General features: G+C 67.9%; 23 protein-coding genes and 1 pseudogene. 8 read left to right on the top strand and 16 right to left on the bottom strand.

All coding sequences use genetic code 11. The features are described 5' to 3' along the window. Positions 1 to 104: 104 nt before the first annotated feature. From ABZX96_RS10260 to ABZX96_RS10195, 14 genes and pseudogenes are all read right to left on the bottom strand, one after another. Positions 105 to 1,337 carry a site-specific integrase gene (locus tag ABZX96_RS10260; protein WP_355540933.1) on the bottom strand — a complete coding sequence of 411 codons (1,233 nt, stop codon included), beginning with the start codon at positions 1,335 to 1,337 and terminating at the stop codon, positions 105 to 107. An 11-nt stretch (positions 1,338 to 1,348) separates the two neighbouring features. After that, the gene (locus ABZX96_RS10255) at positions 1,349 to 1,648 is read right to left on the bottom strand and encodes a helix-turn-helix domain-containing protein (protein ID WP_355540930.1); all 300 of its coding nucleotides are present in this window, start codon (positions 1,646 to 1,648) and stop codon (positions 1,349 to 1,351) included. Positions 1,649 to 2,246: 598 nt separating this feature from the next. Then, a pseudogene (locus ABZX96_RS10250) lies at positions 2,247 to 2,894 on the bottom strand (amino acid permease); the annotation flags it as partial. 42 nt (positions 2,895 to 2,936) lie between these two features. Continuing rightward, complete coding sequence (locus tag ABZX96_RS10245) at positions 2,937 to 3,842, bottom strand: hypothetical protein (protein ID WP_355540928.1); 906 nt, start codon at positions 3,840 to 3,842, stop codon at positions 2,937 to 2,939. 88 nt (positions 3,843 to 3,930) lie between these two features. Then, positions 3,931 to 4,581, bottom strand: coding sequence for a Sua5/YciO/YrdC/YwlC family protein (locus ABZX96_RS10240; protein WP_355540925.1), 651 nt, complete (start codon positions 4,579 to 4,581; stop codon positions 3,931 to 3,933). A gap of 3 nt (positions 4,582 to 4,584) precedes the next feature. Next, on the bottom strand, positions 4,585 to 5,349 hold the full coding sequence (locus ABZX96_RS10235; protein ID WP_355540922.1) for a phytanoyl-CoA dioxygenase family protein: 765 nt from the start codon (positions 5,347 to 5,349) through the stop codon (positions 4,585 to 4,587). Continuing rightward, complete coding sequence (locus ABZX96_RS10230) at positions 5,333 to 6,172, bottom strand: creatininase family protein (RefSeq protein ID WP_355540919.1); 840 nt, start codon at positions 6,170 to 6,172, stop codon at positions 5,333 to 5,335. The genes ABZX96_RS10235 and ABZX96_RS10230 overlap by 17 nt, the downstream gene beginning before the upstream one ends. Next, positions 6,169 to 6,966: a methyltransferase domain-containing protein gene (locus ABZX96_RS10225; RefSeq protein WP_355540916.1), complete on the bottom strand. Its 798-nt coding sequence runs from the start codon at positions 6,964 to 6,966 to the stop codon at positions 6,169 to 6,171. Before ABZX96_RS10225 ends, ABZX96_RS10230 begins: the two co-directional genes overlap by 4 nt. Beyond that, positions 6,963 to 7,598 (bottom strand): HAD family hydrolase, encoded by a 636-nt coding sequence (locus tag ABZX96_RS10220; RefSeq protein ID WP_355540913.1) that lies wholly within the window; start codon positions 7,596 to 7,598, stop codon positions 6,963 to 6,965. Before ABZX96_RS10220 ends, ABZX96_RS10225 begins: the two co-directional genes overlap by 4 nt. 26 nt (positions 7,599 to 7,624) lie before the next feature. Beyond that, positions 7,625 to 8,071, bottom strand: coding sequence for a hypothetical protein (locus tag ABZX96_RS10215; protein ID WP_355540910.1), 447 nt, complete (start codon positions 8,069 to 8,071; stop codon positions 7,625 to 7,627). Then, on the bottom strand, positions 8,053 to 9,123 hold the full coding sequence (locus tag ABZX96_RS10210) for an enolase C-terminal domain-like protein (RefSeq protein WP_355540907.1): 1,071 nt from the start codon (positions 9,121 to 9,123) through the stop codon (positions 8,053 to 8,055). The genes ABZX96_RS10215 and ABZX96_RS10210 overlap by 19 nt, the downstream gene beginning before the upstream one ends. Continuing rightward, positions 9,120 to 11,165: a hypothetical protein gene (locus ABZX96_RS10205; protein ID WP_355540904.1), complete on the bottom strand. Its 2,046-nt coding sequence runs from the start codon at positions 11,163 to 11,165 to the stop codon at positions 9,120 to 9,122. Before ABZX96_RS10205 ends, ABZX96_RS10210 begins: the two co-directional genes overlap by 4 nt. Beyond that, a complete protein-coding gene (locus ABZX96_RS10200) occupies positions 11,165 to 12,259 on the bottom strand; it encodes a hypothetical protein (protein ID WP_355540901.1) in 1,095 nt (364 codons plus the stop codon). Before ABZX96_RS10200 ends, ABZX96_RS10205 begins: the two co-directional genes overlap by 1 nt. Before the next feature lie 149 nt (positions 12,260 to 12,408). Next, entirely contained in the window at positions 12,409 to 13,107 is a 699-nt protein-coding gene (locus ABZX96_RS10195; RefSeq protein WP_355540898.1) for a haloacid dehalogenase-like hydrolase, read from the bottom strand. 98 nt (positions 13,108 to 13,205) lie between these two features. Between ABZX96_RS10195 and ABZX96_RS10190 the strand changes: the two genes are divergently transcribed. Further along, complete coding sequence (locus ABZX96_RS10190; RefSeq protein ID WP_355540895.1) at positions 13,206 to 13,955, top strand: XRE family transcriptional regulator; 750 nt, start codon at positions 13,206 to 13,208, stop codon at positions 13,953 to 13,955. Positions 13,956 to 13,962: 7 nt separating this feature from the next. Continuing rightward, positions 13,963 to 14,430 (top strand): NUDIX domain-containing protein, encoded by a 468-nt coding sequence (locus tag ABZX96_RS10185; RefSeq protein WP_190129494.1) that lies wholly within the window; start codon positions 13,963 to 13,965, stop codon positions 14,428 to 14,430. Positions 14,431 to 14,440: 10 nt separating this feature from the next. Here the strand turns inward: ABZX96_RS10185 and ABZX96_RS10180 are convergent, their stop codons facing one another. Then, on the bottom strand, positions 14,441 to 15,010 hold the full coding sequence (locus ABZX96_RS10180) for an HD domain-containing protein (RefSeq protein WP_355540892.1): 570 nt from the start codon (positions 15,008 to 15,010) through the stop codon (positions 14,441 to 14,443). Between the two features lie 164 nt (positions 15,011 to 15,174). Between ABZX96_RS10180 and ABZX96_RS10175 the strand changes: the two genes are divergently transcribed. After that, a complete protein-coding gene (locus tag ABZX96_RS10175) occupies positions 15,175 to 15,915 on the top strand; it encodes a hypothetical protein (RefSeq protein WP_355540889.1) in 741 nt (246 codons plus the stop codon). Between the two features lie 99 nt (positions 15,916 to 16,014). Further along, positions 16,015 to 16,221 carry a hypothetical protein gene (locus ABZX96_RS10170; protein ID WP_355540886.1) on the top strand — a complete coding sequence of 69 codons (207 nt, stop codon included), beginning with the start codon at positions 16,015 to 16,017 and terminating at the stop codon, positions 16,219 to 16,221. A gap of 467 nt (positions 16,222 to 16,688) precedes the next feature. Here the strand turns inward: ABZX96_RS10170 and ABZX96_RS10165 are convergent, their stop codons facing one another. Next, positions 16,689 to 17,231 carry a hypothetical protein gene (locus tag ABZX96_RS10165; RefSeq protein ID WP_355540883.1) on the bottom strand — a complete coding sequence of 181 codons (543 nt, stop codon included), beginning with the start codon at positions 17,229 to 17,231 and terminating at the stop codon, positions 16,689 to 16,691. 646 nt (positions 17,232 to 17,877) lie between these two features. Between ABZX96_RS10165 and ABZX96_RS10160 the strand changes: the two genes are divergently transcribed. The 4 genes from ABZX96_RS10160 (at position 17,878) to ABZX96_RS10145 (ending at position 21,344) form a co-directional block, all read left to right on the top strand. Continuing rightward, on the top strand, positions 17,878 to 18,321 hold the full coding sequence (locus ABZX96_RS10160; protein ID WP_355540880.1) for a type VII secretion target: 444 nt from the start codon (positions 17,878 to 17,880) through the stop codon (positions 18,319 to 18,321). Beyond that, positions 18,321 to 19,490 carry a hypothetical protein gene (locus ABZX96_RS10155; RefSeq protein WP_355540877.1) on the top strand — a complete coding sequence of 390 codons (1,170 nt, stop codon included), beginning with the start codon at positions 18,321 to 18,323 and terminating at the stop codon, positions 19,488 to 19,490. Before ABZX96_RS10160 ends, ABZX96_RS10155 begins: the two co-directional genes overlap by 1 nt. Positions 19,491 to 19,503: 13 nt before the next feature. Beyond that, complete coding sequence (locus ABZX96_RS10150; protein WP_355540875.1) at positions 19,504 to 19,977, top strand: hypothetical protein; 474 nt, start codon at positions 19,504 to 19,506, stop codon at positions 19,975 to 19,977. A gap of 443 nt (positions 19,978 to 20,420) precedes the next feature. Continuing rightward, entirely contained in the window at positions 20,421 to 21,344 is a 924-nt protein-coding gene (locus tag ABZX96_RS10145) for a serine hydrolase (RefSeq protein WP_355540872.1), read from the top strand. The last annotated feature ends 157 nt before the right edge of the window (positions 21,345 to 21,501 follow it).

Raw genomic sequence — 21,501 nt, 5'->3', positions numbered from 1 at the left:
TATTGCCCCAACGCTGCCTGCTGCCCCCCCCCCCCCCCACCCCAACAAAAACACCGCCCCGCCCGCCACCCCCTAGCGCCCCCCCCCCCCGCAGGGTCGGTTGGTCAGTCGATGCGAGGAGCAGGCGCCCACAGCAGCCCGTTGATCTTCTCCGCCGTCGCCTGGAGCACTGGGCTAGTGAGGTGCTGGTAGCGGCGGCGCATCCGCGCCGACTTGCCGGGCTCCCAGCCCATGATGGCGTCGACGACCGCGTCCGGGACGCCGAGGATGAGCAGCACGGTCGCGGCGGCGTGGCGGGCGTCGTGGAGGCGCCCGTCTCGGACCTTCGCCGCCTTGAGCAGGTCCTTCCACTTGTGGAAGTCCGTGTTGGGGTTGAGCGGCTCGCCGGTCGGCGAGGTGAACACGTACCCCTTCTCCACCCACAGGTCGCGGGCGAGGGCGCGCTCGCGGTCCTGCTCTTCCTTGTGCCGCCGCAGCAGCTTCATCAGCTCCTCCGGGACACCGATGGGGCGGGTGCCGGCGCGAGACTTCGTGTCCTTGGTCTCGCGGCGGGTGTTGATCTTCTGCGGGCAGTAGCCGGGCTTGCGTCCGCAGCGGTCACCGCAGCCGTGCTTGTAGCGAGGCCGCAGTCGTCCACGGCGAACGCGGATGACGCTCGCCTCGAAGTCCACGTCGGCCCACTTCAGGCCGAGGACCTCGCCCTGGCGCAGGCCGAGGGCGAGCGCGATGACCCAGTGTGCGGTGTTGCGGTGCTTGTCCGCTTCGAGAAGGAGGCGTTGGACCTCCTCGACGGAGTACGGCTCGACCTCTTCCTCTTCGGCCTTCGGCGCCTTGGCGATGGCCGCCGGGTTGGTCGTGAGGTGCCGACGACGGACGGCCTCGTTGAGGGCGGTGCGCACGGTGCGGTGAGCCTGGTGCGCAGTGCCGGCGGCGCTGCCCTTCTCCCGCATCTTCTCGTACAGGCGTTCCAGGTGCTCCGGTTCGAGCTTGTCCAAGCGGTGGGCGCCGAGACCGGGGATCAGGTGGTGGTAGACCGCGACGCGGTAGCCGTCGATGGTGTACTCGCCGACGCTGGGAGCTGCGATGTTCTCCACCCAGTGGGTGAGCCAGGTCTTGACCGTCCAGATCTGACCAGCCTTGCGAACGGTGCCCGCATCACGCTGCCGCTCCAGTTCGCGGACCTTTTTGGTCACTTCGGCCCGCGTCTTGCTGGTGACGTGGCGGCGGTCGGGCCTGCCGTCGTCCTTGACGCCGACGGTCACGTAGCCATGCCAACGGCCGTCCTTGGCCTGGTGGATGGAGGACGCACCGTTGGGCTGACGGGAGTTCTTCGCCATGTCGCCGCCCCTCAGGCTGCAGCCGCGAGGTCGCCGGCGCTCAGGCGCCGTGCGAGGAACTCGTTCACCGCCTCCGCGGGTATTCGGCGAAGGCTGCCGATCTTGACGGAGGCGATCTCGCCGGAGGTGACGTACTCGTACATCTTGGTGCGGCCGATGCCGATGCGCCGGGCGGCTTCGGCGACGGTGAGCCCGACGAGCGTGGGGTCGCCGTGGGAGTCCGTCCGCTCAGCCATGAGCGTGCGGAGGTTCTCCTCCGGGACGCCGAGGAGATGGGCGATCTGGGAAACGGGCAGGGCGTTCTTGGGCAAGGGTGATTCTCGTCCCGGCCGGCCGTGAAGGGGCGGCAACCCCGGCCATGCCGTATTGATCGTTCAGGGATGGGCGTTGTTGATGTGCTGCCTGCCGTCCGGCGTTCGTAGCGCCGGAGCGTCAGGTGAAACGGTTACTCGGCGTCGGGCTCGGCAGGAGCGGCGTCGCCGAGCAGGCTTCGGTGCCGGGCGGGCACGGAGTCGTAGCGCGTGAAGTCGTTACCGGCGGCGCCGGAGAGTTCGTGGGTGAGCAGGCCCTTGACCATGTCCGCCTGGTCGGGGGGGCCTTGATGTAGTCGTCGATGTCGGCCTTGGCGCGGTCCAGGGGCTTGCGGGCGGCTCGCCAGCCCTTCCAGCGCTCGACGTATTCGCCGACGAGCTTGCGCACCTCGGCGTTGGAGACGTGGCCCGGCGGGCTGGCCAGGTCGTCGAGCGGGATGTCGAAGACCTTGCAGAAGCCGAGGGCCTCGTCGAGGTTGACCCTACGGCGAGGCTTGCCGCTCTCGATGCGCCAGATCGCGGACTGGTTCACCGGGTGGCCGACCTCGGCCATCCGCTCCGCCAGCCTCTGCGTGCTCCAGCCGCGGATCTCGCGCTCGTTGACGAACTCGCCGAAGACGAAGCCCGTCGACCGGTGGTGCTCGGGCACGAGCACCAGGGCACCGCAGATGACGACCACGCCGACGATGTGCCACCAGATGGACACCTCGTTGAGGAAGGCGACGATGCGGACCCCGAAGGTGTTCAGCACACCGTGCAGGACGAGGATGATCCCGAACAGCGTGATGGTGTGGCCGGGAGTGGCGGAGAAGCCGAACTGAAGGTCGAGCAGGGCGTTGAGGAAGGTGGCGGCGCCGAAGTCGACGCCCGCGGTCACCGCTATCTGGCCCAGGGTGTTGAACCAGCCGGTGAACCATGCCCACGCCGCGGCCGTTCTGGGGGGTGCCATGCGGTACGCCCAGAAGTACAGGCCCGCGCTGGTGGGATATGAGGAGCACACCTCTGCCATGGACAGCCCGACGAACAGCGTCATCAGGCCGACGAACGGCCAGCCCCACATGATCACCGTGGGTCCGCCGGTGTTCATGCCATAGCCGTAGAGCGTCATGCAGCCCGAGAGGATGGAGATGATCGTGAAGCTGACGCCGAAGTTGGCCCGGCCGGACATGGAGCGGGCCAGCGTCTGCTGGTAGCCGAGCTGCTTCAGGCGTTCCTCGTCGGAGACACGGGAGACATCAAAAGGCATGGGGGTGCCGTCCTTCCTTCATCGGGGTGTGCAAGGGGGTGCTCAGCGGTGTCGGCGCCACGGCGGGCTGTAGGCCCAGGCGCGGTGCCGGGCAAACAGTTCGCCGGCCTGGCCGCAGTAGGACCAGGGCACCTTGGTGGCGTAGGGGCCGATCGCGTCGAAGACATCCAGGGCCTCGCTGTGCCGGGTGGCGAACGACAGCGCGTGCGCAAGGTAGTTGGCATCGTCGGCGAAGCAGGCGTGCGGACGGGGCGCGCGATACCGCCACCAGCACTCCAGCACATGATCAATCTGCGGGCAGTCGATCCAAGGGTGGATGGTCAGCCCGTAGGCCGTCCGGTCTCGCTCCTGGCGCGATCGGTGGTCTTCGGCGATCACGACCAGCGGCAGGACAGCGATCGGCAGCCCTCGCGGGGCAGCGGACGCCTGCTCCTCGGCCCACCACATCGCCTCCCCGGCCTCGCCGTGGTAGCGCGAGAACAAGTAGGTGACGACCTCGTGATGAGCCTCGCGGTTCCACGGATCACGCTGCTTGATCTCCGCCCACACCTGCTGCAGCGTCGCCCGGTCGGGCGTGTGCGTCCGCAGCAGCGCGAGCATCACCACGAAGGGCGCCACGTCGTGCGGCCACACATCCAGCGCGGCATGACAGGTGGCCCACGCCTCCTCCATCAGCGACCAGCCGGCGTCACGCCCGGCAATCATCGCGCGGAGGGCCTGCACGTTCGCGAGGAGGGCCAGTGCGTGCGACGAGCGCGGTTCTGCCTTCGCCCAGGTGTCGGCGAACCGTAGCCGCGCTCCCGCTTCCGCGAGAACCTGGAGGCGGAAGATCCGGCGATCCCAGTCGGAACCAGTAGCCGCCAGCAAGTCCCGCGGTCCTTCCCACCGCCCCATCGAGGCGTCCTCCAGGACCCGCCGCAGCGCGGCATCACCCCTCGCCGGGTGCATGTCAATGAATGACTGACCGCCGGTCGTAGACATCATGTTCGCTCCGGTGGCCTCCTCCTGCTTGCTAAGCAGGAGGAGGCGAAGGTCGTCAAGCGGTCCGGATCTCGGTGCCGAGCGCTGCCGAAAGGGCCCGCTGGTGGACGAGCCCCGTGCGCACCAGCCTGGCCTCCGGGGTGAAGCAGTCGACGATGGTCATGTGGTTCGCCGCAGGGCACACCCCGCCGTCGACCAGGACGTCTGCGTCCAGGCCCGAGACGGCAAGGAAGGCGTGGACCTGGTCGACGGTGATGGCCGGGCCCGGATCGTTCGGGCCGGCGTCCCCGGAGACGTTCGCCGTGGTGGCCGCGAGGGGGACTTTCACCGCCGACGCGAGGTCTCCGAGGAAGCCGGGAGCGATCGTGACCAGGGCAGGTGATCCCACCGCCACGTGCCGGCCAGCTTCTTCCGCGTCCTTCCATGGCAGCAGCAGTGCGAGATCACCAGGCCAGAAGGCCGCGGCAAGTCGCCTGGCCTCCGGGCTGAGGACGAAGTGATCCTCGCAGGACGCCATGGAGGGAGCTACGTAAGCGAGCGGCTTGCCGCTGGGGCGGCGCTTCCCCGTGATGATGCTGTCGCACGCCCGCGCATTGCTCGCGTCGGCACAGATCATGTACCAGCGCCGGGTAGGGACGACGACGAGTCCGCCGTCCTCGATCGCCCGTACGGCAGCGTCGATGTCTTCGGGTCCGATGACACGCATGGGCTACTCCTTGTCGGCAGCGGGCTGAGCGGTGGCGGCGAGAGCCGGGTAGTCGAGCCACGGGTCGCGGAGAGCTTCCAGGCGGCGGCGTGGGTGGTGCGGGTGAGAGACACGGAAGTAGGCCATCACCCTGGGGAAGGGGGTGAGGTTCCGCCCCACCGAGTGCGGGACGAGGTGGTGCATGAGCAGGACGTCGCCAGGGACGCCGAGCAGGGGCACGCCCTGCTCGTGGCCGATTTCGGGTGGCACCTGCTCCGTCATGCCGAGCGCCCACTGAGTGCGGAACCAGTCCGCCATGGTGTGGTGACCGCCAGGCTGGTAGTGCAGCGCGCCGTCCTGTGCGCTGCTTACGTCGGACAGAACGACTCCGACGAGGAGCGAGAAGGTGCGCAGTTCCCTCGGGTCGAGGTGCGGGCAGGAGACCCCGTCCACGTGCATCGTCTTCTCCGGCTGCACGCCAGGGAACTCGGACTCGGGTACGCGGACCTGGATCTGGGTGGTGGTGACGGGGAGGATTGCTCCGAGCAGAACGGTGGCGAGTTCGGCGGCTTCCGTCTGCCCGTACAGCGCCAGGATGTCGGGGTGGCTCCCGAGCTCGGGGGCGAAGGTGCGCTGGCTGTAGGCCGGGATGTCGTTGGGTTGCAGGTCTCGGTACCAGGTCTCGATCAGCGAACTGGCGCGGTGTACCAGCGCGGGGGCGACCAGACCACGGCGTATGACGACGCCGTCCCGTTTGAACGCGTCCTTCTCCTCACGTGTGAGGGGCATGGTGTCTCCGTAAGGTCTCCGACGTCCCGGGGGACGTGCCCGTATCGATGCGGTCGAGTACGTACGCGGCGGCGTCCAGGGCCGCGCTGATGAGCTGCTGACCGAGTTCTGGGGTGGCCCTTCGCGGATCGCCGCCGATGACGCCCACGACGGACAGCGTGGGATCGTCGGAGGTCCAGGGCCAGGTCACGCCGCGATCAAGTACGAGACGGTCGATCGCTCGACGCCGGCCAAGGTCGGCGAATTCCTTGCGCGGCAGGAGGTCCAGTCGGACACGGTCCGGGTCGAGGGCGAGCATGAGTGCGGTCTCCAGGACTCCTGCATGCGCCTCGGGCATCTCACCGCCGATCGGAAGTCGGCCGGCGGCGAGTGCGGCGGGGTGCAGCACACAGGCGGTAATGCCGTGGGAGTGACGAAGCTGGTGGACGAGGACCTCCAGGGCACCGCGATTGCCCCCATGGCCGTTGATGAGGAGCACGGACCGGACAGGCGTGGAGCGGACGTACTCGTCGACGAGCTTGGTGATCAGCTCGGCGTACAAGCGAAGGTCCAGGGTGACGGTCCCCGGTGTGCGAGCGTGTTCCGGCGAGAGACCGTAGGGGATGGCAGGCCCGACCCATAGGTCATGCCGTCCGGCCACGTGTGCGGTCAGGCGGTACGCGAAACGCTCGGCGATGACGGTGTCCGTGTCCAAGGGCAGGTGCGGGCCGTGTTGTTCCGTCGATCCGAGCGGCAGACAGATAACGGAACGCTCGCCAAGTTCAACCGTGACGCGAGCTGTGGTGAGCTCGGCGAACGCCCGCCCGGTGCTGTCGGTCGTCACCTCCTGCTCCGCCGTCCGAAGCGGATCAGGAACTCGTTCTCCTCCGGGAAGGTGTCGTCCGCGCTGAAGTCCGCGAGCCGTTGCCTGACGGCGGCCTCGAATTCCTGCAGTCGGTCGCCGAAGAGGTGGGGCGCGGCGAAGGAGGTGGAGTAGAGGTAGCCGAGGATGCTCTCGGCGGTCCAGGTGCGGTGGACGGGGATGCGGGTCTCCTCCACCTGGTCGAAGGGCGACTCCTCCATGATCTCGCTGTAGGGGCGGTTGTGGTGCTGGAACGTGCCGGATCCGGCGCGGCGCTCTTCGCCGAGGAACGTCTTGATGACGTCCCGGACGGCTTCCTTCCAGGGGCTGGTGGCGGTCCAGAAGCTGCTGTCGCCGAAGATGGCCACGACACCGTCCGGGGCCACTTGGTGGTTCAGGCGAGCCAGCACGGCTGCCTGGTCGAGCCAGTGGAACGCGCGGCAGATGGTGACCAGGTCGGCCTTCCATCCGGTGGGCGGCGTGAAGTCCTCGGCGGTGCTCTCGACGAGCGACAGGCTGAAGCCTTCGGGGAGCTTGGGGCGCAGGGCCGATTCCGCCGCGGCGAGCATGCTGGTGTCGTTGTCGATGGCGATGATGTCGTCGAACCGGTCGATCAGCGCCTCGGCGACCAATCCGGTGCCGGTGCCGATGTCCAACAGCCGTCGCGGGTCGTCGGTCCGTGTCGGGGCGGCCTGGTCCAGGGCTGCGGCGACGTCTTCCGGGATGCCGGGGCGGAACTGGCGGTAGTAGCTTGCGGTTCCGGTGAACAGGCTCATGTGGCGCTCCGTGCGGCGAGGTGCTGGATGTAGGTGGCGGCTGCCGCCAGGTCTCCGGCGACAAGCACACCGTGGTCAACGAGCAAGGAGTCGTCGGGGACTTGTCTTCCGTGTGAGATCCACACGGCCCTGGCCCCTGCTTCGACGGCTCCGACGATGTCGCACGCCCAATCGTCACCGACGTGGATCAGGCCACTGGGCTCGGTGCCGAAGTGTTCGGTCACGACGCGGAAGGCGCGGGGGTCGGGTTTCGTGTAGCCAATGCGGCATGACGGGAAGAAGTCGCTCACCCACGGGGAGAGGAGCGTATGCAGTCCGTCGGTGTCGGCGTCGACGCAGGTGACGTTGGACAGGGTGACAACGGTCGCTGCGGCACTCATCCTGCGCAGGGCCTCGGTGGTACCGGGGTAAAGGCTGAGCGGGGCCGGCGGCACGTTTCGCGGGAACGTCTCGGTCGGCACCTGGATAGCGTCACAGACCTCGCTCACCAGGGCGTCGGTCAAAGCCGGGCGGGTGTGGAGGCTGGACCGCAGGATTTCGCGAGTGCGCGCGGGAGGAAACGGCGACGCCGCGACCAGCCGCATGGTCAGACCGGGGCCGTCGGCCGTGCCCAGGGTGCCTCCGACGTCCACGGACACCAGGAGTTCGGGTCGTGATGTCACTGATTCCTCCCGGTGGTGGTCGGCAGCGCGGAGACAACGGCTTCGATACGGGCCCGCCGGATCGCGGGAGTGGTGGCCTCGGACAGAAAGGTGAGGACGTACCTCAGCTCCGCTTCGTCGAGTCCGTCGAGGGACCGTGCCGCTTGGTCGGCGGCTGCGTTGAGGTCCGGCGGGACGCTGCGCCGGCGCAACCCGTGCGGTAAATGGAGTCTGCCGGTCCAGTGCTCGCCGTCGGCCGGCGCCAGGAAGCTGTCCGCAGGACGCAGGACCGTGACACTGTCCAGGGTCAGAATGCGCACAGGTACCGACGTGTCCGCGATGTCGAGGCTCCCGGTGAGGAAGGTGTCGTGCCCGTCGAGTCGTTGCGACAGTCGCAGCAAGGGCCCCTCCGGGCCATGGGTGACCGTGCCCTCAACGGGGAGGTTCAACGCGACGCTGGGCATGCAGTGCTCCTTGGCGTGGTGCCGAGACCAGGAATGTCCGGCAGGCGGAGACGGCCGTTTTCGGGGCGGAGCGGCGTTTCGTAGAGGCTTTGGCGTCCGGGCTCCCACCGGAGCCGGTACTCGACGGCCGGTACGGCGTCGGGGTAGGCGGCGGCGAGATGGAGGCCGGGCAGGAGCGAGCGGCCGTGCGGGTAGACGGGAACACCCAGAGTCTGGGCGACATGGATGATCTGCGTTGCCCGGGTCAGACCGCCGCACCCCACGGCATCGAGGGTCAGGGCGCTGGGCCGGACGTACTGGATCAGGCCGGCGGGGTCCTCGTCGCAGTGCGCGCGTTCACCGACAGCCAGCGGCAGAGAGGTGGCCGCCAGGAGTTCATAGGTGTCCGCGTCGTGACGCGGCAGTGGGTCCTCCAGCCACCGGAGGCATACGGGATCTGCCACTTGTGCGAAGGCCAGGGCCACGGCCTGCGTCCAGGTGCCGACCGCGTCGACGGCGAGCGGCACGCCGAGAGCCTGGGAGCAGCGCTCGACCGCCCGGGCCATGCGGGCCGCGGCTTCCCCTGGTGGATCGGCCGGGTCGCGACGCAGCCCCCATTTGGTGAAGCTCCAGCCACCGGCCATGACGCTGGTCAGCACGTCCTGGTTGTCGATATGGCCGAGGTCCTGGGTCAGCCAGGACGCGTACGCCGGGATCAACGGCCGGGGTGCGGCCGCGGCGAGGAGCCCCGCCACGGTGCCCTCGGCGAGTCGACCGTGGAGATCCCAGACGGCGCAATCAACCGCGCCGACCGCCCAGGAGGCCGCCTCGGACGGAAGCCTGCGAGCCGCCTCCCGCAGCTCGCCCAGCAGACCGATGTGGTCGGTGACCAGTGCATCCTTCGTCTCCTGGGCCAGCACGTCGTGCACGTAGCGGCCGACACGTTCGCCGACCGGGCCGTACCAGCCGACCGCGTCCGCAGCCCGGACCGCGATGAAGAAGGTGTCGTCTCCCGGCGCCGTGAGCTGCCTCGCCTGGACCACGTGGAGATCCTTGATGATCCAGGAGGTCATCGGACCACCTCGCGGGCGGCCAGGAGGAAGCCAGCAGCCCGCTCGACTCCCACCACGTCCATGCCCATGGTGTGGGCAAGGTCGCGCTGCGACAGGGGGCCGGCGGGCTCGCGCCATCCGATGACCTCTACGGGACGGCGGAGCCTTCCGGCCAGCAGACCCCACACGGCGGCCGGATGGCCCAAGGTAAGGACGAGAACCGCAGCATGGGTACCGAGATAGTGCTCGGTCTCGGTACCGCTCAGCCCCCGCGGCCACGCGGTTGGAGCGCCGAGGACCGTGAGGTCCAGCAGGTTGACCACTCGGACCCGGCACCGGTGGCCGTGGCGAATGCGGTCGGCGGCTTCGGTGGCTACCGCGGCAGGGATGTCGCCTGCAGTCACGATCGTCAGATCAGGCTCGTCCTCGTCGCTGAGGTGGGGCCATACCGCGAGGCCCCGGCTCAGCTCCTCGGCAAGGGATTCGTTCGGGTGGAGAGTGCGGATGTTCTTGCCGGTGATGACCACGTTGACGCGGTCCACGGACTCGAGCGCCTCGTCCAAGGCTGCTGCCGTCCGCGCCGGGTCTGCCGGCGTCAGCACACGCACACCAGGGGCGCCCAGGGCCAGCAGGGTGGTGGCGAGGGACGGGTCGCCGTGCGTGTGCACGTTCTGCCAGCCATAGGAGGTCAGGAGGAGGTTCAGACTCGGCAGGTCCTGCGCGCCGTCGAGACGCCGCTGCTTGATGTGGCCCACGAGGCCGCTGGTCAGCAAGGGAGCGAAGCTCTCGTATGACACGAGCAGCCCACGGCGTCCACTGGCGGTCCAGCCGGCGAGCCACTCCAGGAGCACCTCCTCTGCCAGCAGCTCGTGAACCCACCGCTCACCGGCGAGATCAGGAAGTCGGTTGGAGGCCAGCTCGTCAGGGCTCAGGAGCAGGAAGTCCCCTCGCTCGGCATGTTGCCGGACGATGCCGCTGACCACGCTCGCGAAGGTGGCGGCCAGGCTCTCTCGCGGGTTGGAAGGAGCTTCGGGCCGTGTGGAGGTAAGGGAGCACCACCGGGCCTGGGCAACGGCCTCTGCGAGCGGACCTCGGGCGCGCCCGTTCGTGTCGAAGAGCTGGGAGGGCTGGTAGGAGGCGAGCCAGTCAGCGAGCTGCGACAGGTGTTCCGCGTCGGCGCGTGGGCTCGTGAGGGGTGTCTTGTGCAAGGCGGGCGTTCCGAGAAGCGTCTGGCCGCCGAGGGCCACGGGGCCGGTCCACCCCTTGACGCAGCGCAGGACGAGCGCCGTGGGCCGGTCGTTGAGGGTGGCTTCCATGGCATCCCAGAGGGCAGCCTGAAAAGAGGCGTGCTCGGCCTGTGATCCGCTGGCGACGCGGACGATCCCGGCCTCCCAGCCAAGCCCGGAGAAGTACGCCCTGAGGTGATCGTCGTCCAGCGCTCCGAGCAAGGACGGCCCGCCCATGCGGAAGCCGTTCACATGCACCACGGGGAGTACGCCGGCGCGGGCCAGGGTGCCGTGAGCGAGCCAGGCGGCCGCAGTCGTCGGGGTCTCGCACTCGCCGTCACCGATCACGGGGACAACGATCCTGCCGGGGGCGTCCAGCGCGGCCCCTTGGGCGAACGGCAGGCAGCCACCGAGGCGTCCGCCCAGGAAGGCGCCGGCCGGCAACGCCGGGGTGACCTCCGCCCCCAGTCCGTCCACGTCCGGGAACGACCGCGACAGCCGTCGGAGGCCGTCGGCGTCTTGATCGAACCCGGGGCGCAGTCTGCCGAGCTCGCCGGTCACCCACGAAGTGGAGAGCTGGACGACGCCGGCGTGCCCGGCTCCGAGGAGCGGCACGAGGCTGACTTCCCTGTCGAGATCTCCGGCGGCAAGGGCGAGATGGGACAAGGCCCACGCAGTCCCCGGCACGGTTCCCCAGTGACCTGATGGGCGCTCCTTGACGTGCTCGGCAGTCAGTGGCTGGTGGAGCAGAACATTGTCCCGTAGGTGGAGTTGGCACACCGAGGCGTAACAGACAGCCCTCCACAGAGCGTCGGCCAGCACGGCGTTCCCCTCCATCACGCGCCGACCAGCGTCTCGTCAGCGAAGGTGAAGTACCACAGGGGGCGGTAGCACTCCCACGCCGAAGGCCGCAGCCCGGAGGACTTCATGATCTTCTCTATCTCCCAGCGAGCGCGCAGGTAGTACTCGAGCTCCTGTGCCCCCGGGGCGCGTAGGCCGGTCATGACGCCGTTGTGGGCCTGATAGACCTGGAAGTTGGGGAACTCGGTCACATAGGAGGCCAGAGCCTCGACGCCAGCGCGCAGCGCCTCGAAGCCGTCGAGGCCCACGATGTACGTGAACGACGTACCGTGTTCCGAGGCGACCGCTCGCCTCAGCACCTCCGGCATCCAGGAAGTCGTCAGAGCCGCCTTGCTGGCCTTCAGCAGGAGATCCCGTCGGTCAAAGCATTCAACGGTGAGCCGGAGCACGAAGGGCCCGATGTCGGTAAGTTCCTCGAACGCCTGCCGTGAGCGCAACACCGACGTGAGGAAGCCGAGCCGGGCTTGGACACCGTACTCGGCCAGCACCGAACGCAAGGCCCGCAAGTGATCGACGGCGGCTGATTCCCGCTCGAAGCATCCGGTGGAAACGGTGACCTCGCGGACTTCCGTCAGGTCCTGCCTCGGGTGCTGCTCACGCAGCGCGGCGAGCAGCTCTCGGAGATCCTGTTCCTCCGACAGGCGCGGGTCTGCGGCAGCCTCCAGGGTGTTGGGGCAGAACGCACATCCTACGCAGCGGCTGCGGGCATTCGGGTTGAGCGTCAGGGCCGAGCCTTTGTCACGAAAATAACCACCGACTGCCTCATCGGCGTCGACACGCTCCACAACGCCGACCGGAGAGGCCCCCAGCAGCAGCCGGCCGTCCCCCAGCAAGTGGAAGGGCGACTCCGTCGCGTTCAACGGGACGATGAGCTGCCAGGGAACCGAGCGAGCACTGTCCAGCCGCAGCTGCAAGCGCGCGCGGTGACGCGACATGGCCCCGTTGATCCCGTGAAGATTGATCGCGATGAGCAGAGCGTCTTCGACCGGCACCTGGTACCGCTCCGCGAGCCGCTCCACATCCGTGAGTGTGGACGTCGCGCCTGCCGGTCCGCCGAGTAATGCTGTCACGCGCGTGCTCCATCCATGAGGCCGGAGTGGGATGACGCGTCGGCGGAGCGGGGAGAGCGACGCCGCCGACGGCTCCCAAGAGATTGCCGTCGTATGGCAGGACGGCGAACCACGCGCAGGGATCTTTTTACGGACGTCCCGGGACGTTTTCAGCGGGCGGCGTGAACCAGCGACCGTAGATGACGCATCAAGGCAGCGACATCGGTCAGGTCGGCGAGGACGACGCTCGCTCCGGCTTCGCGCAATTCATCCGCGCTGTGGACGCCAGAGGCCACGGCGACGACGTGCGCACCGGAGACAAGGGCTGCCTGGACATCGCGTGGGGTGTCACCGATAAGGACGGCAGGTGTGTCGGCTGGGGTGCCATGAGCCGCTCGGACACGGGCCCGCGCAACGTCGACCAGGTCGGCGCGGTCCGCCGCGTCCGCTCCGTATGCCCCGCACTCCATGTCGACCAGCCCGTCCAGCCCGAAAGCCCTCAGTTTGACCTGCGCATTCGCCCGGACGTTCCCGGTCAGGACCGAGGAGATCACGCCGGGCTCGGCTGCCACCGCAACGAGGGCCTCGCGGGCGCCGGGAAGGGCGCGGCCGCGACGGGCCAGATCGTCCTCCCGCGCTGCGCCGGCGGCCCCCAGCACGGGCTGGATGCTCTCCCACGCCGGCGGTTCCTCCCCGTGGTCCCGGAACATCCCCGCGAGAATCAGCCGGTCGGTCCGGCCCTCAGTGCGAGCCGGGTGGACGGCGGCACGGCCGGTGAGGTCTTTGAAGGCGGCAGCGTAGATCTCCTTGCTGACGCCGGAGTTCTCGATGAGGGTATGGTCGATGTCCCAGAGCACGATCAGTGGCACCAGGTCAGCGTAGGCGTACGAACGGTTCCGGCCACAACAGCGCGTGGCAGGCTCACGACACTTGCGGGCTGCCGCTACCGTCCGGTTGGCTTGCCTGAGTGAATGAGCGACTGCGTTCCGCGCTTGTGCAACGCGGCCTGACGGTGGAGGCGATGGCCGAAGCCTGTTCCGTCGACCAGAAGACCGCCAGCCGGTGGGTCAGTGGCCGGGTCCCGCACCGTCGGCACCGCTGGACAGTCGCGAACCTGCTGAGCGTCGACGAGGCGTATCTGTGGCCGGAGAACGGTCAGGGGGTCCAGCGGCTCGGCCCGGTCCGCTCGGAACTCGTCGACACCTTCCCCAACCGGGCAAGCGTCCCCCGTGACGTATGGCTCTCCCTCCTCCTTGGTGCCATGAAGCAGATCGACGTACTCGTCTTCTCAGGGACCTTCTTCGCACAGACGAACCCGCATATCGCGAGGATGCTCCGGGAACGGGCAGAGGCCGGCGTCCGCGTCCGGCTGTGCTTCGGCGACCCTTCCGGGGAGGCAGTCAGCGTCAGGGGGCGGGAGGAAGGCATCGGGGACACGCTCGCTGCCAAGATCAGGGCTTCCCTCACGTACTACCGCGATCTCGTCGGCCATCCGGGCTGCGAGGTCCGCCTCCACGACACCACGCTCTACAACTCGCTCTTTCGATACGACGACCACCTCATGGTCAACCCGCACATCTGGGGCCAGCCGGCCAGCGCCAACCCGATCCTCCAGCTCCGCAACACAGACGGCGGCGAGTGGTTCCAGCGGTACGGCGACAGCTTCGAGGCCGTGTGGGCATCCGCGCGCCCCTGGGCGCCCAACAGGCAGGAGTAGCACCACCGTGGGCAGGACCGAGTACTACCACGACCCCAAGGCCCCCAAGGCCAACACCCTCATCCCCGCCAGCAACCTGCTCGTGGTCAACGACGAAGGCGCCATCCTTCTCCAGCGCCGCCGCGACACGGGCCAATGGGCGCTGCCCGGCGGCGCCCAGGACATCGGCGAGAGCCCGGCACAATGCGCGGTCCGCGAGTGCGAGGAGGAGACCGGAATCGTCGCGGAGGTCACCGGCTTCCTCGGCGTGTACTCCAACCCCGCCCACATCGTCGCCTACACCGACGGCGAGATCCGGCAGCAGTACGAGGCCGTGTACATCGGGCGCCCCATCGGCGGGGAGCCCACGGTCAACGACGAGGCCGACGGCGTCCGCTGGGTCAGCCCGGACGACCTCCACAAGCTCGACATCCATCCGAGCATGCACGAGCAGATCGGCCACTACCTGGCCGGGACCTATCCCTACCTCGGGTGATCACCCGCACTCACAGCCCGACGCCGACCTCGGCCGCAGCCACCCGCACCCGATCCACGCTCGCGTGGATGTGCGGCGCGGCTTGGCGGATGAAACGCCCCACCACGCTGTCCTCCCCGTAACGGCTGGTGATCTCGCTCAGCCGCTCCTGGGATGTCGTCCGGCAGCCGTCCGGCGTCGTGGTCATGTCGCAGTAGACGAGCGCGTCCACGAGGAGCGGATCGTCCAGGAGGGGGAACTCATTCGCCAACTCCTCCCGGAAGCCCCGCTCCTCGGCTTCCAGCAGCGCGTACGAGTGGTTCGCCACCAGCCGGACGACCTGCGTGTCCGCCGCACGCAACCCCCTGAGGTACCGAGCTCCGTCCAGCGGATGGAACCCGGTGCGGACGAGCGGAGGCGCGTACCCGATGTCGTGCAGCACCGCGGCGGCCTCCAGGACCAGGGCCTTCTCCCCGACCAGCGGCGCCAGCGTCCGCGCACACGCAGCGACACCCTGCGTGTGTGACCACCTGCGTGGAAGGCTGTCTCGCAGCAGCTCACCCGCCAGCTCGTACGCCCACTTTCCATCGGTCGTCGCCACGCGACGAGCGTACGTCGACGGGCCTTCAGCCATCACCCGTACGGCTGGCCGAGCGCTTACCGGACTACGGATGTCGCCGACAGGAAACGAATCGTCGCCTTAATGGCGACGATTCGCGGAGCGGGAGTTGACAGCCCGTCGCATCATGCGGCACGCTCGCCGCTATGAGGATCACGGACTGCGAGATGGCACACCTCGTCGTCAATGAGGCGCGGGCCGAGGACGCCCTTAGGGGCGTTGCTGCCGGCCAGCTAGTCGAGCAGGCCAGACGCCTCGCCGAAAAGGCCGAAGAGCTCCTGGAACAGGCCGTCATCGCCGAGCGGCAACGCGACACACCCTGGGAGCAAATCGGCCAGGCCCTCGGCGGGCTATCCAAGTCCGCAGCTCACAAACGGTACGGGGCCATCGTGAACGAGTGGGCCGCGCATTACGACGGCACGTCCACAGAAGATGAGGACACGGGCGAGGAGGTCCTAGGGCCAGCTACACCGTTCGTCGTCGCCTACCGACTGGTCGAGCGGACTTGGAAGGAAGCAGAGGAGATCATAGGCGATCAGGATCTCCTTGCAGCCCTGCGGAATGCGACGGTCGCTGCCTCCGGCACCAGCTCACCACGCACTGGCGATCAACGCGCCATGACTGCGGAGGGTGAGGATTCAGGCCTTCCATTCCTGACGGGCAACTCAGGCATGGGAAGGTCGGCTGCCCTTGCAGCCCTGGTCGCCAGGCGTCAAGAGGCCGGCCAAAGCGCCAGGAGCGCAGCGGCCCATCTCTTTGAGGCCTTTACAACCTCGTCTGAACGAAGGTACCCGTTCGAGCCGTCATCGCTGGAAGCACGCCTGACCATCGTGGAGCACCAAGTCGCGGCCTTGCTGGCCCACCGCGCCACGTATGACAAGGCATAGCAGTCAGGCCCGGTACCACCGCCACCCTCGGAAGCACTTTCCACGGCAACATCCGAGGGCAGCGGCCAACCACCCACCACCAGAAAGGTGCAGGTAGTCATGCCCAGTATGCAGCCGCCCCCTGAGGGGAGCGAGCCCCGAAACCCCCGGGCGCTGCTCGTCGCCCTCGCCACCGGCTACGCAGCCGGCTACGCAGCCGCTCTTGGCGTCACCGGAAGTTCCATCGACTCGGCAACGTCAACGACAGTGGCATCAGCTCAGGGGTTGATCGCCGCCATCTGCTGGGCGTTCTGGCAGAAGCGCTGAGCCGGGGCATCGCCTAGGCAGCCCTCTGGGAGCGCTGCCACCTCCGCATGGAGGGGCAGTGCTCCCAGGAGGAAGAGCTACAAGTATGGCCATCTGCCGAGCAGCGGCCAGCTACCGACCAGAGACACCGGAAGGCGCCACCAGGCAAAACGTCAACCTCTCTTGGTCTCAGTTCTGGTCTCATTCGGTCTCGTCCGGATCCATTCGAAACCGGGGACACGCTCGGCTCCCCCGCAGGTCAGAACCATCCCGCACCCACTCGAACCCCCACACGAACATTTGGAAAGCGTGTTGGGGGCAACCCCTCACGAGTTCGAATCTCGTATCCTCCGCCTGATGGAAGGCCCCGACCGGTTCGCCGGTCGGGGCCTTCGTCGTTTCTTGATCTGCGGTTCCGGGTTATCGCCCGTTGAGCACAGTCCGGCACACGTTGCAGTACATGGCGGCGTCCCGCCCGTACCGCCGCATCAGCCGACCGCAGCCGAGCATGGCCCGAGGCCCCATGGCGGGCGTCCCAGCGTGGCAAAGGCGGCGGCGCGTTCTACGGCGGCGACCCGCGACGGGCCGCGGCAGCGCCGGACCGGCATGCGGGGCAAGGCCAGGCCGCCGGTCGGCCGACCGAGGCCACGGAGGGGGCGGCCGTCACTGACGGACCGGCCTTCCTCTCCCGCCCGACAGGTGCGGTCGATCTCCTGCTCGGCGAATGTGATCACTTCGCCCTCCTCTTCAGCCGGGGCCTCGGGAAGGGGTGTCCTCTCCCCGACGATCTCGTCCCACAGCGCGCGGTCGTCGGCCGACACCCACATGCGCCTGCCGGCGCGACCGTTCCCCCGGCTGGGCACGTAGACCGGGACGCTCTCCCCCGTCGCGCTCCGCAGGACCAGGTACTCGACGTGGACGGGTTTCCGCTGCGGCGAACACAGGGCGGGCAGGAACCAGTCCGCGTGCATCGCACCGCAGTGGCCGACGCCCTCGCTGTCGAGGCGGTGGCGTCGCTGCTCGGTACGCACTTCCAGACTTCGAGATGCCTCTCCATCAAAATCGCCCTCTGCGTGACCGGCAGGTGCGATGCGATGAACGGCCGCCTGCCACCCGCGCGCCCTCGACGGATGAACATCGAGGGCGACTTGCCACCCGATTCCGACAGAAATTCCCGCCCATCGTGATGCGCGAGGCATTCGAGCAGGACGAGGCAAGCGGGGGACTGCCGGAGGTCACGCTCCGAGACGCGAGCGGTGATCTGCTGCAGCAGATCGGGTCGGTCCGGGTGACCGAAATCGGGTAACGACAGATTGATCTCTATGCCATATCCGGTGTGCCACACCCCATTCGCCATTCGTCCACCATAGGAACGACTACCGACATTCGACCGACAGGGCGAACGGGGACTGGAATGCGCATTGACAGTACGGACTTACCCGGGAAGTCGCTCAAAGCCGGATGACGGGATTCCCGCGGCGACTGCCCGGCAGTCGGCTGTGTCCTGCCGGCCGCAGCGATCGAGAAGAAGGTCTTTGAGCGGTACGTCTTCCGTGGCAGCCGCCACGGTTCCCGCGAAACCCCAGGTCACAGCCATGCGAGCGCCATTTCTCGATCATGTAGGGTCAACGGGCTCGGCCGACGAGGCAAGCGGGGGACTGTCGGAGGTGTTAACGCATGGGTGAGAAATCGCGGCTGGACGGGGATGGTCTTCCGGACCCGCTGATCCTGCCCCTGCTACCGGGTGCCGTCGCGCCAAGCGACATGGGGAAGTTCAACCCTCCAGGGCAACCTCCCGCCAGACTCGGCGGTCCTGGACTCCAGGTCGAGCCGGGGGTTCTGCGGCAAGCTGCCGGTGCTGCCGACGGCGTTTTCGAGGACTTCCGCAAGCCTGCCGCGTCCTTGGAAGAACCGATGTCCAACGCGGCCGGGAAACTCGTCGGCTGGGAAACCGCGCGAGCGTTGAAGACAGCGGCGGAGAACTGGGAACGGCAAGCCGGCGCGGTTACCGCTTGGATCGCCAATATCTCCGAAAGCCTTCAGGCGACGGCCCGCAACTACCAGGCGTCGGACGACGGCATCGAGGGGTACTTCCGGCACGGCTCACGGGGAGGCCGCTGATGCCCACCTTCTACGAAGAGATCATGACGGTGGATCTCCAGCAGTTCACCGGCCTGGCTCACGAGTGGCGTTCCGTGCACAAGTCCCTTGAGGGCCTGTCGGGCCGAATGACCGGTGAAGTACTGGGGCCGCTGAAGAACAACGGTTACTGGGAAGGCGCCGCCGCTCCGTACGCGTGGGCACAGATCGACAATGTCGCTGCCGAGATCGCGGGCGCGGCCAAGGTGGCCGGTGCAGTCGGTGACCTCTTCGACGACGCGGCGGGAGAACTCCAGCAGGTTCACCACCAGCTCGAAGCCGTCGTCCAGCGAGCACGGCACAAAGGCCTGTCCGTGGACCGCAAAGGCGTGGTGTCCGGGAAGGCACGCGAGGGTCAGCAGCTTTCTCCGGAGGAGAGGGGCAAAGAGCAAGGGGAAATCGATGACCTCCAGGATGAGATCACCGCCCTTACCCGTCGTGCGATCACTGCCGATCAAAACCTGGCGTACAGCCTCTTGCATGACGTCGGCTTGGACCAGTGGTGGTTCAACAAGCAGCCCGAGCACACGACCCTGGCGTCCACGTCCGCCATCAGCCCTCCCGAGTACAGCGCCCTTGCCCGCGCGATGGAGGGAAAGACACCTTTTCCCCCGCAGGACAAGGACCACCCGGTGTCGATCGGCGCGCAGTGGCTGCTGGGCATCGGCCCTCGGGACCGTGAATACACCGATGGTGACGCCCTTACACGGCTGATCCAGTCCAGCGACAGCATGGACGGCATACGCCGGCAGACGATCGAACAGTGGGCATCGACAGGAAACCCCACTGGCAAGGCTCACTTCTCCATCTCCGAGTCCGGCAAAGTGGGAGCTGCCAAAAAACTGTTCACCGAGGACCTGCCCGCCATCGTCACCGGTGACCCTGACCACCTCGGAGAAGCCTTCGTCGGCTCCTACACCGTGAATTACGAGGTCAAGGGCGCCGACCCGGACGGCTCGCTCGTCGTTCGCTACCGCCTGGACAACACCACCAGCATGGAGTCGTTCCTGCACTTCGTCGGTTACTACGACTGGCTCAAGTACTCCGATACCGCCTTGTCCTTCATCAATCCGTCTTCCACGCCCCTGGACCAGGAGATCACCTGGACCGAGCGCATTCCGCAGGCGGCAAACAAGCCATCGGACGGGTGAGCGGGGGCTGTCGATGACCGTGTTTGTCACTCGACGGTCCGTCGCCGTCGTCACCTTGCTTCTGGCTTCCGCACTGAGCGCCTGCGGTAGCGGACGCTGCGGTCCCCCGCCGCTGAAGCCCGTCGTCGAGGAGGGGCTGTACGGCACATACGCGGGACCCGGTGGAGCCCGTATCACTCTGCGTTATGAAGGTCCGAAGGTGGGCGCCACTTTCTCGGCGGAGAACTGGCCCGTGGAGGAAAAGGTGTCCTCCCTGGACGCGCGGGCCGTGCGCTTCGATGGCGACGGCTACTGGGAATGGGATTCCGCTCGTGACGGCGACGCCGCGGAAGTACGGCTGGAGTTCCGGAAACTCGACGCCGGTGTCAAAAGCAGCACGATCACCGCATTGGAAATCGGTGACGGTGGTCGGCACGCGGTTCTCAGCACGCCGGTCGGCGACCCTGATGTCTGTCGTGTGTTCGTGCTGAAGTGGACGGGGAATTGATCGCCCGAGTGTCGGTCGGCCCGGTCGGTCTTCCGGTTGTTCGGCTCTGCTTCTCGGTCGTTGAGGCGATGTAGCAGAGCTGTACGTGTCGGGCAGCACGGGCGCCCGGGATTGGGCTGGGCCGTGATCCGTCCGCCGCAGGGGTGCGGCGGAGGCCGGTGCTTCGGTTCCGGGCCTTGTACATGTCGTTGTGCCGGACCCGCGCCGTCATCGTCCGGCCGGTTGACGGAGGTGACACCAGGGCTTGTCCGCGCGTTGCCTGGGCCGGCGGACTCGACGCGCGGCACGGTCCGGCAGGCCCCCGTGAATCTCCCCTCCCCCACCCCCCTGTTACCCAACCCGTACATTTTCGTACAACCATTCGGCTGGGCATACACGTCATGTGTGCTGCGAGTGCCGTATAGGGGTGCTCGGTGTATCGGAACAGGGGAGGGGACGGAGTCATGGCGCGAGAGCGGATATCCCGGCGTGCGCGGGGAGGGATCGCGGTGGCGGTCGCGGCCGGAGTGATGGTGCCGCTGGTCGGGGCGGCCGGGCCGGCGGTGGCCGCGGGGCCGCAGGTGAGCTGCACGTCGGCGAAGGCGGGGCTGGCGGCGAAGCTGACGAAGGACATCAACGCGGCGCTGCGCAACAGAAAGTCGACGACGGCGATCGTCTTCCGGGACCCGTCGACGAAGACGACGTGCACGCTGCGCAAGGACACCAAGTACGACTCGGCCAGCGTCGTGAAGACGACCGTCCTGGCCACGCTGCTGTGGGACGCGAAGAAGACCAACCGCTACCTGACCACGCGCGAGAACACCCTGGCCAAGGCCATGATCACGCAGTCGGACAACAACGCCACCAGCACGCTGTGGCGGCAGCTCGGCGCGGCGAAGGTCAAGGGGTTCCTGAGTGCCGCCAAGATGACGCAGACCGTGCCGGGCAGCGGCGGGTACTGGGGCCTCACCCAGATCACCGCCAACGACCAGCAGAAGCTGCTGGAGCTCCTCACCACGAAGAACTCGGTGCTGAGCGACAACGCCCGGACCTACATCCTCGACCTCATGAGCAAGGTCGTCACCTCGCAGCGCTGGGGCACCCCGGCCGGCGCCCCGCGTTCGGTGAAGGTCCAGGTGAAGAACGGCTGGCTGTCGCGGGCCACGCACGGCTGGCGCGTGCACAGCATCGGGGCGTTCACCGGTGGTGGCCGCAACTACACGATGACGGTGCTCACGCACGACAACCGCACCATGAACGACGGGGTCGCGACCATCCAGGCCGTGGCCAAGGCGATCCACACCGACATCAACCCGCAGGGCCTGGCCGCCGCCTACACGCCGACGTCCAAGCCGCACGAGGTGGTGCCGCCGCTTCCGAAGTCGTAAAGGGAGTGATGGGGGTCGGTGACATGCCGGTGGGACGCTTTGTAGGTGCGGCGGGGCGTCTTCGGTCTCGGGTCCCGTTGTTACGTGTCGGGGGTCGCGTCCACGCTGTGCCGGCGAGTCGCTTCGCCGGTGGATCAGGGGCATCGGAGGGTCAGGC

Origin of the sequence: Streptomyces sp. NPDC003077 (assembly GCF_040611095.1) — a bacterium.
Classification (GTDB): Bacteria; Actinomycetota; Actinomycetes; order Streptomycetales; family Streptomycetaceae; genus Streptomyces.
This window is presented reverse-complemented; position numbering and strand designations above follow the sequence as displayed.